Origin of the sequence: Peptoniphilus sp. DNF00840 (assembly GCF_001553125.1) — a bacterium.
Classification (GTDB): domain Bacteria; phylum Bacillota; class Clostridia; order Tissierellales; family Peptoniphilaceae; genus Peptoniphilus_A; species Peptoniphilus_A vaginalis.
In genome coordinates this window covers 1-14,037 of record NZ_KQ960214.1, presented here as the reverse complement: position 1 = coordinate 14,037, position 14,037 = coordinate 1, and the positions used below count along the sequence as shown (strand labels likewise).

Genomic DNA, 14,037 nt, shown 5'->3' with positions numbered 1-14,037 from the left:
TGGTTTGTTAGTCCAACTTTTGGGGGTCAGTTCAGATTGCCGAAAATATTTTATAAAATTTTACTTCTTAATAGTTTACCAAACACTGACAAGGAGCATTGATATGTCGTCAACTTGTTGGCTATCTGTAAACTCTTCTAATTCATTGTTTATGTTGTCAAGTATGTCGCTGTTGTAATTAGTAACTATGTTCAAAACTCTCTCGTGACCAAAGGCTTCCTTGTCTGAGTTCCTTGCCTCTTCAACTCCGTCAGTCATAAAGAGGAGGTAGTCGCCAGCGTGAAGTTTTATTTCCTTTTCTTCGTAGTCAGGCTTGGCAAAAAATCTCGAGATTGGATAACCTCTTGACTCAAGCTTCATAGCCTCCCTATCTCTAACTCTAAGTGGCAAGGGCAAGTGACCTGCGTTGGAAAAAGTAAAGGTCTTCTTCTTTAAGTTATAAACTCCATAAAAGCATGTGAAGTAATTTTCTATCTCTAGCTTTAGACCAGTGAACCTCTTGCAAAGTTCCAGCAAAGTTTTCTTTGGCGAAGCTTGGACCGACTTGTCAAGGGTCCTCACCATGGACTTGATAAACATTGTTACCATAGAGGCTGCAAAGCCGTGGCCTACTGAGTCTGCGATGTACATTCCTATGTTCTCATCATCAATTTGAAAGACGTCAAACATATCTCCACTTAAAATTGTTGAAGGCTTGTAGAGGTAGTTGACCTTTAAATTTTTTATAAAGCCCTTGTCGGGAAGGACCTTCTTTTGTATTAGGGAAGCTGCATTTGTTTCGTTGGTCATAAACCTATTCTTGTCTATGAGTTCCTTTTGAAGCTTCCTCGCCATTGTTACGTTCCTAAAAACTTCTACAACACCAAGAATCTCTCCACTCTTGTTAATTATTGGCGAGCACTTAACAGAAAAGACCATGCTCCCAATATTCTCTTCCCTCTGAATGACTTCGCCACTCATTAGGGCTCTCTTGGTTATCTCTGGGTCAAAGAGGTCTTCTCCAAGTATGCAGACTTTCTTGTCTGGATCGTAACCCAAGAGGTCTTCCATGGCCTTGTTAACAAAGACAACTTTTTCTTTATAGTCTAGGACCCTAACAAGGTCTGCAATTGCATTTAGAACTTGAAAGTCTACATTTTCGTCAATTTTTTCTCTTTCCATTTTGTCTCCCATGAGTCACCATCCTTTCATCAATGATTTCAGTATAACAAATGAAGTCCTACTAAACAATTATCTTCTTGGCTTTGGACCATAGTATTGGTAGTAGTAGGTCTTTAGTCTTCCGTTATATAATTTTCTATTTCTGTCTGCTTTTTTGCCAAAGTTTTTTTCAAAGTTTTCATTGGCTGTGATTATATAATAGGACCAAGTCTTTAGTGACCTTGCAAGTTCTCCAAGTTCCTTGTTAAGTTCGTCTACATCTTCTTTTCCAATTCTCTCTCCATAAGGTGGGTTAGTTATTATAACTCCGTAGTCATCTGGTAGGTCCAAGTCCCTTATGTCTTTTTGGAAGAAGGAAATGTCCTCCTCTAGTCCCAAGATTTCTGCATTGGCTCTCGCAATTTGGATAGCCTTGTGGGATACATCTGATGCGAGAATTTCTAATTTTTCATCGTACTTTATTTCTGAGTAGCACTTCTTCTTTTCTTCTTTAAAAAGTTCTTCGTCAAAGAATTTAAATTTTACAAAGTCAAAGTCCCTCATAAGTCCTGGTGCAATATTTTTTTCTATCATGGCTGCTTCTATAGGGATTGTGCCTGAACCACAGAAGGGGTCTGCCAAGATCCTGTCCTTCTTCCAAAAACTTAATTTAACAAGAGATGCTGCAATAGTTTCTGATAGGGGTGCCTTGTAGTTCACTTCTCTGTAGCCCCTCTTGTGAAGGCCATCGCCTGATGTGTCCATGGTAATTTCTGCAATGTCATTTAAAAGTGACACTTCAATCTTAACTCTTGGTCCAGACTTTTCGAACCAAGAGACCTTGTATTTCATTTTTAATTTTTCGATTATTGCCTTTTCTGTAATTCTTTGGCAGTCGGAGATAGAAAATAATTTTGACTTCCTGCTCCTTCCCTGGATGATGAACTGATCATCTTCTGCGATGTAGTCCCACCAGCTTATCTCGAAGACCTTGTCGAATAATTCTTCAAAGGTCTCTGCCCTAAAGGAGTCAATTAATAGTAAGACTCTCTCTGCCGTCCTGAGTCTTAAATTTAAAATGGCAATGTCCTTTAGTTGGCAAGATATTTTTATTTTTCCATCGCTAACTTCTAAGTCTTCGTAACCAAGGTCAAGGAGTTCTCTTTTTGTAACTGCCTCAAGTCCTATGTTAGTAGTTGCGATTAATTTTATGTTTTTCATTTTACACCTCGCTTCCATTATACTAAATTTTAAAATTTTTTCCTCGAATTAAATTTAATGTGATAATTTATTTAAAATGGGTAAGATGTAATTGTAAAATATTTATTGGGGGTAATAAAATGAAATTAACTGAAACAGTACAAACTGCTGATTGGAAAGCTGAAAAGCACGTTCCTGTAATCCACGTTGAAAGAGCTGATGGTCTTCTAAAGATTAAGGCTTTAGTTGGAGAAGAAATCGAACATCCTAACACATTAGAACACCACATCGCTTGGATCAAAGTATTCTTCAAACCTGAAGGAGAAAAATTCCCAGTTGAAGTTGGTTCTTATGAATTTGCAGCTCACGGCGAAGCAGACCTATTCACTATTCCATGTGTAGAAGCAGCAGTTAAGACTGACAAGGGCGGAGAAGTTTACGCTCTAAGCTACTGCAACATCCACGGACTTTGGGAAAACACAGTAGAAGCTTAAGTATAATATTAAAGGACTTTGCAAGTTGTTAATAATTATCCTCCCATCATCATAGGGTTCTCTCTTGATGCTTCACGTTTAGCCCTCCGGCTCATGGCGGCGAAACTTCAGGAGAAAAGCCACTAGGCTCATTGAAACCCTAGTATGATATTGGGACGATTTATTAATTCTGCAACAGTCCTTTTTTTCTATCAAATATCTTGTAATGGCTAAAACTTTTTCTTCTTACAGCATGCTTGAAATTTTTATGCTACAAGACTCTTTATTATCTAAACTTAGTAACGATAATCATTATTGACCATCTTTCTCATATATGTTATCATAATAGAGGAAAATGATATATTATGAGGTGTATGTATGAAATTAACACAAGAAATAAAAGACTTTATTGCTGAAGAGCTTGCTTATATTGCAACTGTAGACGAGAATGGCAACCCTAATATAGGTCCAAAAAGAACTATGAGAGTTCTTGATGATGAACATCTTATCTTTTGCGAAAATACAAATGGCAAGCACCATGCCAATATTAAAGATAACGGCAAGATAGCTGTTGCCTTTGTTAAAAGAGAAGACAACAAGGGCTTTAGGATCGTAGGTACAGCCAAATCTTATACAGACGAAGAGCATATGAACCTAGCTAAGGAAAAGGCTGGAGTAATGCCAAAGGCTGCTGCTGTAATCATAGATGTAGAAAAAATCTATACCCTTGATTCAGGTCCAATAGCTGGAAAATTATTAGAAGCTTAAGTTTTATAGTTAATAATAGTTCAACAAAAAAGGGACTTTTGCAAAAGTCCTAACATAGAAAAAGACGAGGAAACTAAAAATCCTCGTCTTTTTTTATATAATGCATTATTTAAAATGAAGCAAAAGCTCGACTTCATTTAAAATTTTATTTTATAAATAGTGAATTGATATCTATGTCCTTATCAATCATCTTTGTATCAAGCATAAAGTTCTTTGTTCTTTCAAAGCCTTCCTTGTCCTTGTCAGTAATTTCTGTTGAGAAGTCGTACATCTTATACATTGTATCGTAAGCTTCTTCGTCAAGAGATAGGGCCTTCATAACAATATCCTTTGTTTCCTTTTCATTGTTTACCATGTAGTCGGCAATCTCTTTTTGTCCTTCCATTAACTTGTCTATTACATCCTTGTGTTCATTGTAGAATTTTTCAGATGTTGCTACACAAATTATTGCATCTATTAGACCCTTACCATTTGTTATTTCGTGCTTACCAGACCTAACTGCATTGTAGCCTGCTGGTCCGCCTAGCATTGCCACATCAATTGCACCTGATTCAAGAGCAGCTGCTGCATCTGGAATGGACATATTCATGTACTCTACATCATCAATTGACATACCAGCCTTTTTTAAGTAGGCGATTAAAAGTTCGTGTAGGTTTGTGCCAGTAGGACCTGCAATTTTTTTGCCCTTTAAAGACTCAGGACTTGTTAGTGATGGGTCCTTTGAATAAAGTCCAAAGGCTTCGGGTGCTCTTGAATACATATTTAACACCTTTAAGTCAACTCCATTGGCCTTAGCAAGAATTGCAGAAGAACCACCTAGGGCATATAGGACATCAACATCTCCTGATGCAAGTGCTTGAGTTTGGTCTGCTCCACTTGTTATCTCCTTGTAGTTTACCTTTACACCTGGCATAGCCTTTCCAAAGATACCTAATTCTTTTTCAACTATTGATGGTACATTAAGTGGTGATGTTACATAAGTGATGTTTAATTCATTAAGGGATAATTTATCTCCCTTGTCATCTTCCTTTTTGTTGTCACTCTTGGCACATCCTGCAAGTAAAAGTAGTGACATTAAAATTAATCCTATCTTAGCTAATTTTTTCATTTCTTTCTCCTTTAATTAAATCGTTAAAATGTTCCTTTAATTCATCGCTTTCCATTTTTCTATCTTCAAGATAAAAGTCGTCAATGATTTTGCCCTGCTTCATTATTAATATTCTAGTCCCCATTACAAGTGCCTCTTCTATGGAGTGAGTTACAAATAAGAATCCAACTTTTTCTTCTTCAAAGAGATTTAAAAGTTCCTTTTGCATTTCTCTTCTTGTAAATCCATCTATAGCTGCAAAGGGTTCGTCCATTAATAAATAGTCTTTTTTTGCAACTAGGGCCCTGGCTATGCTGACCCTACTTTGCATTCCACCTGAAAGCTGAGAAGGATAGGCTCCTTCAAAGCCTACAAGTTTTATTTTTTTTATCCACTCATCAACAAGCTTGTCATCCCTTTTGTTTTTAAGAGAGAACTCTATATTTTCTCTCACATTCTTCCAAGGAAATAGTCTTGGGTTTTGGAAGACCATAGAGGTGGAAAGCTTGTTGGTCACAATCTCGCCTGATGAAACTTCTTCAAGTCCAGAAATTAATTTCAAGAGGGTTGACTTGCCACAACCTGACTCTCCAATTAAAACTGTCCTCTCATTAGTCTTGACTTCTAAGTTTAGGTTTTTTATGACTTGGATTTCTTCCTTGCCCAGCATATAATTTTTGCAAACATCTTTAAGAATTATACCACTCATTGCGAAGATCTCCCTTTAAGCACCTAGTTGCTATCTTAACAAAAATAAAGTCTGTCAAGTAACCAATGCAACCTATCATAATTATGCCAACTATTACCCTGTCTATGCGAGACATCTGCCTAGCAAAGTTTATCATATAACCAAGACCACTTGATGCGGCAATCATTTCAGCAGCTATGATGGACCTCCAACTGTATCCCAGGGCAATTCTCATTCCTACAAAAATATCCTTTAGGGCACAAGGTATAGAAATTTTTATAAATTTCTCAAATTTGTTGTAGGAAAATACATCGCCCACTTCTAAGAGGTCGGGGTCCACTACCATAAATCCCTTTTGTATATTTAAGAATAAGGGAAAGAAGGATGCAAGAACAATGATGACAGTTTTTGTTCCTTCTCCTATCCCAACCCACAATATAAGTATAGGGACAAGACTGAGGGGCGGAACATTTTTTAAAAACTCAAAAATCCCCTCAAAGTATATGCTAGTCTTGGGATAAATAATAAATAAGCTGGCAAAAAAACTTGCAAGGATAAAGGCTATTGTAAATCCTATGAAGACTCTCTTGAGACTAATTAAGATATCCCTAAATATTGATCCGTCTAAAAACATTTCTCGACCTGTGACCAATACTCTTCCTGGTGACGGAAGTATGTATTCACTCCAAATATTCATCATGGAAAGAGCCTGCCACAAAATAATAATTATAAGAAATATTAAAGATTTTTTCATTCTCCTAGTCATTTATTACTATCTCCTTATGACCTTCTCTTGCATAATAAATAAACTTGAGTCAGCTTACTTTAAGTTGCACAAAAGTTTTTACTGCTTAACTCATTGAATACTACTTCTTAATTAATTTTGTTTTGATAATTAGTATCATAAAAATTATAATATATTTTCTATCTTAAATGTATAAATTTTATAAAAAAAACTATTTAAGATCCTACTCCTAAATAGTTTTTCTCTTTTATTTAATTCCTATAGTGATGCCTTATAAATTTCTAGGACGTCGTCCTTTGTAAGTTCTACTACACCTTTTATTGTTCCACCGGCATGTCTTGTTGCTGCTTCAGCCATCACTTCTAGTTTTTCATCATCAATTCCAACTTCGCCAAGTGTCATTGGGATACACATATCTTGTTCAAAGAAGGCATGAAGGTATCCTATTGCCTTCTTAGCATCCTTCATCTTGTCATCAGTTACTGCCATATTAAAAACATTTATACCAAAGTCCCTAATCATATCTACAGTTTCTTCATTTAAGATGTGATTCAAAAATCTTGGTGTCAAAATTGCAAGTCCAATCCCATGAGTTATGTCATAGTAAGCAGAAAGTTCGTGTTCCATTGCGTGAACTGACCAGCCTGTTGACTTACCAGTTGATAGAAGTCCATTGATTGCCCAAGATGAAGCCCACATAATGTTAGCTCTTGCTTCATAATTTTCAGCTTCTTCCATAGCTATTGGTCCGTAGTGGATGCAAGTTTTTAAAATTCCTTCGGCAAGTCTGTTTTGCATGTAAGCTCCGTCACCAAGTGTGAAATAATTTTCCATAGTGTGGCTCATAATGTCGGCTATTCCTGCTGCTGTGTGCTTAACATTTACAGAATAAGTTGTTTCTGGATTCATAATTGAAAACTTTGGAAGAGTGTAGGCTGATCCAAAGCCTAGCTTTTGATTTGTCTCTAAGTTTGTTATAACTCCACCAGCATCCATCTCTGAACCTGTTGCTGCAAGTGTCAATATAGTTCCAATAGGAAGTGCCTTCTCAATTTTCGCTTTCTTAATTACGATGTCCCAAGGATCGCAGTCAAGGTAGACTGCTCCTGCAACTAATTTTGAAAGGTCGATTACAGATCCACCACCAACTGCCAAGATGAAGTCAAGATCATTTTCTCTTACAATCTTTACTCCTTCTCTTGCTGAGTCAACTCTTGGGTTTGGTTCTATTCCAGCAAGTTCCTTGTAAAAGATGTCATTGTCTTCAAAAATCTTTACAACCTCATCGTAAAGACCACTTCTCTTAATTGAACCTCCACCATAGGCAAGCAAAACTCTTGACCCATATTTTTTAATTTCAGAAGCCAAGTTTTTCATTTGATCCCTTCCAAAAAGAATTTTCGTGTTTACGTTAAATATAAAATCTTTCATAATTCCTCCTAGTTTTTAAACTGTGAATTGTAAAGTCCTGCATAAATTCCATCTCGTGCAAGAAGTTCCTTGTGATTTCCATTTTCCACAATGTCGCCCTTGTCTAGGACCAAAATCACATCAGAGTTCACAATAGTGGAAAGCCTGTGGGCAATGACAAAGTTGGTCCTTTCTTTTAAGAGGTTCTTCGTTGCCTTTTGAATAAGTGCCTCTGTCCTCGTATCTACTGATGAAGTTGCTTCGTCTAAGATTAAAATTTCTGGGTCTGACAAGAGGGCCCTTGCAATTGTCAAAAGTTGTCTCTGTCCCTGAGAGATATTTGATGCCTCTTCATTTAAGACTGTGTCGTAGCCATCTGGAAGCTTCTCAATAAAGGAGTGACAGTAGGCCTTCTTAGCTGCTTCAATAACTTCTTCTTTTGTGGCATCTTGCCTGCCATAGAGAATGTTGTCGTAAATTGTCCCCCTAAAGAGCCAAGAGTCTTGGAGGACCATTCCAAATAATGACCTCAAATTTTTTCTTGAAACATCACTTATGTCTACTCCATTTATCTTGATGCTTCCCCTATCAATATCATAAAACCTCATTAATAGATTTACAATAGTTGTCTTGCCAGCTCCTGTTGACCCAACAATAGCAACAGTTTTGTTTTTCTCAACACTAAGGTTTAAGTTGTTGATGACAGGAGTCTTTTTGTCGTAGGAAAAGTAAACTTCATCAAACTCAATGTCTTCCACTGGTCTTTTTATTTCATCTGTCACAATTTCTTCTTCTGGCTCTTGGTCTAAGAATTCAAAAATTCTTTCAGCAGCGGCAATAGAAGCCTGAAAAATTGAAGCCATCTCTGCCAGCTGCTCTATTGGGTTTGCAAGTCTTCTAACGTATTGGATAACTGCTTGGATGTCCCCAACAAATAACTTACCAGATAGGACTAAAAGGCCACCAACAATAGAAAGCATTACATAGCCAAGGTTGGAAATAAAGGTCATAATTGGTAGCATGATTCCCGTCATAAAGGATGCACGGTAGCTAACCTCATAGAGATTTTCATTGATGTCCAAGAATTCCCTCTCAGCCCTTCCTTCATAGTTAAAGGCCTTGATGAGTTCTGAGCCAGAGAAGTTTTCTTCAACGAAGCCAACCATGGACCCAAGGCCTTGGGACTTTCTCCTAAAGTATCCCTGAGACTTCTTTGAAATAAATTTTGTAGAAAAGTAAGTCATTGGGAGGGTAAATAAAAAGACCAAGGTCAAAATTGGCGAAATTTTTATCATAACTGTCAAAATTCCAACTATTAACACAATAGAAGAAAGGATTGATGAAATTGTCTGTTGCAGGTTTTTGCCAAGGGTCTCAACATCGTTGGTCATCCTTGACAAGAGGTCTCCAGTCTTGTTCTTGTCGTAATAAGAAGTTGGGATGTACTTTACCTTTTCAGAAATTTCTCTCCTGAATTTTGCAATTAAGTCTTGGGTCACATCAACTAGGAGCCTTCCCCTAAAAAATTCAAAAACTCCTTGTAAGATATAAACCACCGCAAGGGCGATGCAAATTTTTACAAGGTAGTCAAAGTCAATCCTCGTATTCATCTTTAAGTTTTCAAAAATTCTTGTAGTAATATTCCCAATGAGTTTTGGAGAAAAAATTTCAAAAATTGATGAACCGATTGTGAGAAAAATCGCAAGGAAGAGAAAGAACTTATAGGCTTTTAAATATGAAATTATTCTTAAAATTGTGTTGTTATTCTTCTTCATAAGCTTGTCCCTGACTAATTGCGATTTCCCTATAAACTTCGTTGGTCCTCATTAGGTCTTGGTGGTTGCCATAGCCTGCCACCCTTCCATCTTCTAAAACCAAAATCTTATCTGCATTTAATATTGTGGCAACTCTTTGGGCAACAACAAGAACAATTTTATCTTCAAGCTTCTTCTTTAAAATTTGCCTAAGCTCGTAGTCCGTCTTGTAATCAAGAGCCGAGAAGGAGTCGTCGAAGAGGTAGACTGATGCGTCACGAGTAAGAGCCCTTGCCATGGCAAGTCTTTGCCTTTGACCACCTGAAAGGTTCCTTCCAGCCCTAGAAATTTTCTTTTCCAAAGGCTTGTCACCTAAAAATTCATGGGCCCTGGCATTTTTTAAAGAAGCTAGCATCTTTTCATCCTCAGCATCTTCCTTGGCATAGGATAAGTTTTCAGCAACAGTCTTTGAGAAAAAGAAATTTTCTTGTGGCACATAGGAAATCTCCTCCCTAACTTCATAATTGTTCAAAGTCTTTATATCAATTCCATTTAAGAAAAGTTCTCCATCACCTGGTTCGTAAAATTGAAGTAAAAGTCTTATGAGACTTGACTTGCCTGACCCAGTTCCACCAATGATGCCTAGACTTTCTCCCCTCTTCACATCAAAACTTATGTCATTTAAAACTTTTTGAGATGCATCGGGATAGGCAAAGGAAAGATTTTTCGCTTCGATTTCATAAATATCGCCAGATAGTTTTTTATCTCCACCAGTTTTTGTTGATTCATATTCCAAAACTTCCTTAATCCTATCCATGGAAGCAAAGGTCCTTGGAAGAAGTGACAAGAGAAAACTCATCATTATCATGGCAGATAGGACTTGGGTGATGTATTGGATGAAGGCCATTAGGTCCCCAATCCCCATCTCCCTTATGTCGATGAGCCTTGCACCAAAGTAGAGAACAAAAATAATTCCAAAATTTAAAATTATCCCCAGCATTGGTCTTACGTTGATGAGGAGTTTATTGACCTTAGCTGCCATTTCTTGATAAGAAAGGTTAGCTCCATCAAAAATTTCTTCTTCGTAAGCATCCTTTGAGAAGGCTCTTATAACCCTGAGACCAGTTAACCTTCTCCTAAAGAGTTCGTTTAACTTATCGAGTCTACTTTGTAAAATTGGAAAGTAAGGAAGACCCTTCTTAAAGACAAAATAAATTCCCATACCAATGAAGGGAATTGTGATGGGAAAGACTGCCGACAACTTGACGTTAGTTGAGAGTGCCATAATGAGACCACCAATGAACATAAGGTGACCCCTAACAAGAGGTCTAAGTCCCATTAAGACCATTTGCTCAACTTGATTGACGTCATCAGTTGTCCTTGTGATAAGTGAGGAAATAGAAAAATGTTCCACATCATCAAAACTCAGATAATTAATTTTTTTAAAAAGCTTGTACCTAAGGTCTCTCGAGAAGGCCATAGTAGTCTTAGAAGAATGATAGGCAGCAGAAGCCCTGCACATGACAGTAAAGATAACGACGATGATCATGACGCCACCAATCTTTAAAACATAATTAGTGTCTCCATAAGCAACCCCCTTATCAATGACAAGACTCATTAGCTTAGGAAGAAAAAGTTCACCAAGTGCATTGCCAAAGGTGAGAAGGACAACAACAATAATTCTTAACTTGTATTTATTTAACCCCTTGTATAAATTCATAACTCCTCCGTCATTTCATTCTAACATATAGAAAATTTAAAATAAAATTCAGTGACTAAGTCAATTACTTGCTATAATGAAGGAGAGGTGATATAAATGGAAAAAAATCCAATACCACAAGGAAGATACTTGCCAGCAAAAAAGTCAAAGGGTTTCATCTACTCAGCAGGTATGACGCCAAGACTCGATGGCAAATTAATCTTAGAAGAAAAAGTCACAAGCGACAAAGAAATTTCTTTTTATCAAGAAGCTGTAGTCCAAGCAACAAAAAATGCCCTAACAGCAATAAAAAATACTTTAGAAGATGGAGAAATCTTAGAAGAAATAATAAATATGACAGTCTATGTAAATGCCGAAGAAGGATTCACTGACCACTCAAAGATAGCAGACCTAGGATCAAACTATCTCTTTGAAGTTCTAGGAGAAAAAGGCATCTCACCAAGAACAGCCCTAGGCGTAAAGACCCTACCAGGCAAGGCCCCAGTAGAAATACAACTAGTAGCAAGTTATAAGTAGGTCAAAAATGAATTACACAATTGGCGAGCTTGCAAATATATTTAATATCTCATGGTTTCTTATCATGAATTATTTTTTTAAGTAAGCCTGCATAATTTTATAAGCTTTGACTTTTAATATGCTAATTGATAACATTTTAATAAAATACATTAGGAGATATGTAAACAATGAACAATTTTAAAAAAATTTCTGCAACTTTAGCATTATCCATATCATTAATAGGAAGTGTTTCTGCTGCAAAAGTGAAAAACGACATAAAGATAGAAATAAATGGTAAAAATGTAATTTCAGATGTTTCACCATTCATTGAAAAAGATAGAACTTTAGTACCAATCAGAGTAATTTCTGAAAACTTAGGTTACGAAGTTGGATGGGACAATAAGTCTAAAAAAGTTACAGTAAAAAATAATGAAAAAACTATTGAACTTGTAGTTGGTAAAAAAGATGTAAAAGTAAATGACAAAGTCACTGCCATCGATGTTCCACCAATGATTAAAAGTGAAAGGACTTTTGTCCCACTAAGATTTATATCTGAATCTTTCGATAATGATGTTAATTGGGACAATAACACCAGGACGGTTAAGATAAATAAAAAAGAAAATAAAGTCGCAAGTATTTTTGATGACAAAAAATCCTCTAGCATACTTTATTCCAATCCAGTCCCAAAAGACGAAAAAGAAAAAAATAACAATATATCAAATGACTGGCATAGACCACGAGATAAACATACAAATGAAGACGCAACTAGAATAATCACACCTTTTGTTAACAGGTATACTGACAATAAAAACAATGATAACTTAACACACATAGTAGTAGTACCATCACACAATAATATAGAATCCACTAAAGTAACTTCTACAACCAAAAAAACTTATGCGAAATCAGAACACAATATAAAATTTAAGAGAGAGAGACTTGAACACGTCGAACGTATTCTAAATGAGCTAGATATCTATATTCAAAATACATCTACTTTGAACTATGACTTAAACAAAGAGGTATTCAAATTAAATAAACTTCAAGAAAAATTTAATTCAACACATTATGGAGACACTCCAATTGAAAAAATAAAATACCTAGATGATTCCTACAATATATGGCTTGCAAAATATGACCTAGACTACCATACTGAATTCCGCCAATTTGCAAAAAAGTATTATTCTAAAATTGCGGATATGTATATTCAGATGAAAAATAGTAAAGAAGATAGTCAAATTGAGAATTTCACAAACCAATGCGACAAGCTAGTAAAAGAATTTAATTATGGTGACAGTGAGAGGTCTTGCAATAGATATCTTTATATGAGTTTGAAAAAAAGACAATATATTGCTCAAAAAATAGATTTACTTTATTTGGATGGAGCAGACAATCATAGAGATGAGATATTCGATCTTAATAAAAAACTCATTTCTATAGACTCCAGTATTATGTATGAAAGAAAACCAGATACAGAATTTACTATGTATCCTTATGTCAAATCACTTTTAGACGAATACGACATTAGTGTTAAAAAAGATATAGAAAATTATTATATTCCTGGTAATTAAAAAGATTATGAAAAACTATACACCCCTGATTTTATGGGTGTATAGTTTTAATTATATGCATTCATTTTTATGGAATGACTTAAAACACTAGTTTCAAGTATATAAATATAAAAGATTTTAAATTTTAAAATGTATTATCGAAAATTTCCAATTCTAAAATCTAAATAAAAAATCTTATATATAGTTAAAATCGTATGTTGCTGCATTTAATAGGAATAAAACTATGCAATAAAAAGAATGCTAGTAACTCTTAATCTTTTACCATTTTTTTGATAAGATTTTAAATTGAAAAATATTATCACCACTTTGTAACTCTATAACGTCTCCTGTTTGTGATTCTGCTATTTTAAGTGCAATTGGTGAATTACCACTAATTAGTCCTTTACTAACATCTTGTTTTTCTCGCTCCACAATAGTATATTTTTCTATTTTATGAGTATCCATATCCTCAATCGTAAATTTATCTCCAATGTTTAGTTTTTGTTCTACATTTTGGGTTTGATTTTTATCTAATTTTCTCATTTGATAATCATAATATTCTTCTTCTTTCGCTTTAATCCTAGAAAAAACTGATAACCAAAAACAAATTATTGATCCTATTGCTGATGAAATTGCCAAATATATAGTCGCATATATATCTAGTAATGTAACATCTCCATAATTTAAATAACTATTGTATTCATGTAAATCCTTAGCTAATACTGCTAAAAACACCGTACATACAATCCCTAGAATCCAGCCAAGCACGATAAATAATTCTCTAAAAGTTTTCACTAATATTATCTCCTTCTTATTATAATTTATTTTTTGTTTAGCTATTTTATATTCCCTTACTAAGTACTAAATAAATATTAATCACCCTATAAGCAAATCTATATTTTACTTTTATTTGAAAATCCACGTAAAAAGAGCAGGTATAAGCCTGCTCTAATTTTTTATTATTTTGTAAGCTAAGGATTAGTCAAGAATCTTTGATACTACTCCTG

At 35.3% G+C, this 14,037-nt stretch carries 13 protein-coding genes; 4 read left to right on the top strand and 9 right to left on the bottom strand.

What is annotated here, in order from left to right; genetic code table 11:
• Positions 1 to 75: 75 nt before the first annotated feature.
• The gene (locus HMPREF1864_RS05030; protein ID WP_062571748.1) at positions 76 to 1,161 is read right to left on the bottom strand and encodes a SpoIIE family protein phosphatase; all 1,086 of its coding nucleotides are present in this window, start codon (positions 1,159 to 1,161) and stop codon (positions 76 to 78) included.
• A gap of 69 nt (positions 1,162 to 1,230) precedes the next feature.
• Positions 1,231 to 2,361: a THUMP domain-containing class I SAM-dependent RNA methyltransferase gene (locus tag HMPREF1864_RS05025; protein ID WP_062571747.1), complete on the bottom strand. Its 1,131-nt coding sequence runs from the start codon at positions 2,359 to 2,361 to the stop codon at positions 1,231 to 1,233.
• 119 nt (positions 2,362 to 2,480) lie between these two features.
• Between HMPREF1864_RS05025 and HMPREF1864_RS05020 the strand changes: the two genes are divergently transcribed.
• Together HMPREF1864_RS05020 and HMPREF1864_RS05015 are read left to right on the top strand one after the other, a co-directional pair.
• On the top strand, positions 2,481 to 2,834 hold the full coding sequence (locus tag HMPREF1864_RS05020; protein ID WP_062571746.1) for a class II SORL domain-containing protein: 354 nt from the start codon (positions 2,481 to 2,483) through the stop codon (positions 2,832 to 2,834).
• Between the two features lie 357 nt (positions 2,835 to 3,191).
• On the top strand, positions 3,192 to 3,581 hold the full coding sequence (locus HMPREF1864_RS05015; protein ID WP_062571745.1) for a pyridoxamine 5'-phosphate oxidase family protein: 390 nt from the start codon (positions 3,192 to 3,194) through the stop codon (positions 3,579 to 3,581).
• A gap of 145 nt (positions 3,582 to 3,726) precedes the next feature.
• Here the strand turns inward: HMPREF1864_RS05015 and HMPREF1864_RS05010 are convergent, their stop codons facing one another.
• From HMPREF1864_RS05010 to HMPREF1864_RS04985, 6 genes are all read right to left on the bottom strand, one after another.
• A complete protein-coding gene (locus HMPREF1864_RS05010; protein ID WP_062571744.1) occupies positions 3,727 to 4,689 on the bottom strand; it encodes an ABC transporter substrate-binding protein in 963 nt (320 codons plus the stop codon).
• Positions 4,673 to 5,377, bottom strand: a complete 705-nt coding sequence (locus HMPREF1864_RS05005) for an ABC transporter ATP-binding protein (protein WP_062571743.1) — start codon at positions 5,375 to 5,377, stop codon at positions 4,673 to 4,675. The genes HMPREF1864_RS05010 and HMPREF1864_RS05005 overlap by 17 nt, the downstream gene beginning before the upstream one ends.
• Positions 5,358 to 6,122, bottom strand: a complete 765-nt coding sequence (locus HMPREF1864_RS05000) for an ABC transporter permease (protein WP_062571742.1) — start codon at positions 6,120 to 6,122, stop codon at positions 5,358 to 5,360. Before HMPREF1864_RS05000 ends, HMPREF1864_RS05005 begins: the two co-directional genes overlap by 20 nt.
• A 237-nt stretch (positions 6,123 to 6,359) precedes the next feature.
• Positions 6,360 to 7,532 (bottom strand): iron-containing alcohol dehydrogenase, encoded by a 1,173-nt coding sequence (locus tag HMPREF1864_RS04995; RefSeq protein ID WP_062571741.1) that lies wholly within the window; start codon positions 7,530 to 7,532, stop codon positions 6,360 to 6,362.
• Positions 7,533 to 7,540: 8 nt separating this feature from the next.
• On the bottom strand, positions 7,541 to 9,286 hold the full coding sequence (locus HMPREF1864_RS04990) for an ABC transporter ATP-binding protein (RefSeq protein WP_062571740.1): 1,746 nt from the start codon (positions 9,284 to 9,286) through the stop codon (positions 7,541 to 7,543).
• On the bottom strand, positions 9,273 to 10,985 hold the full coding sequence (locus HMPREF1864_RS04985; RefSeq protein ID WP_062571739.1) for an ABC transporter ATP-binding protein: 1,713 nt from the start codon (positions 10,983 to 10,985) through the stop codon (positions 9,273 to 9,275). Before HMPREF1864_RS04985 ends, HMPREF1864_RS04990 begins: the two co-directional genes overlap by 14 nt.
• Positions 10,986 to 11,081: 96 nt before the next feature.
• Between HMPREF1864_RS04985 and HMPREF1864_RS04980 the strand changes: the two genes are divergently transcribed.
• The gene (locus HMPREF1864_RS04980) at positions 11,082 to 11,501 is read left to right on the top strand and encodes a RidA family protein (protein WP_062571738.1); all 420 of its coding nucleotides are present in this window, start codon (positions 11,082 to 11,084) and stop codon (positions 11,499 to 11,501) included.
• A 167-nt stretch (positions 11,502 to 11,668) separates the two neighbouring features.
• Positions 11,669 to 13,051: a copper amine oxidase N-terminal domain-containing protein gene (locus tag HMPREF1864_RS04975; protein WP_062571737.1), complete on the top strand. Its 1,383-nt coding sequence runs from the start codon at positions 11,669 to 11,671 to the stop codon at positions 13,049 to 13,051.
• A 258-nt stretch (positions 13,052 to 13,309) separates the two neighbouring features.
• Here HMPREF1864_RS04975 and HMPREF1864_RS04970 read toward each other — a convergent pair whose 3' ends face one another.
• Positions 13,310 to 13,825: a GreA/GreB family elongation factor gene (locus HMPREF1864_RS04970; protein WP_062571736.1), complete on the bottom strand. Its 516-nt coding sequence runs from the start codon at positions 13,823 to 13,825 to the stop codon at positions 13,310 to 13,312.
• Positions 13,826 to 14,037 lie beyond the last annotated feature (212 nt).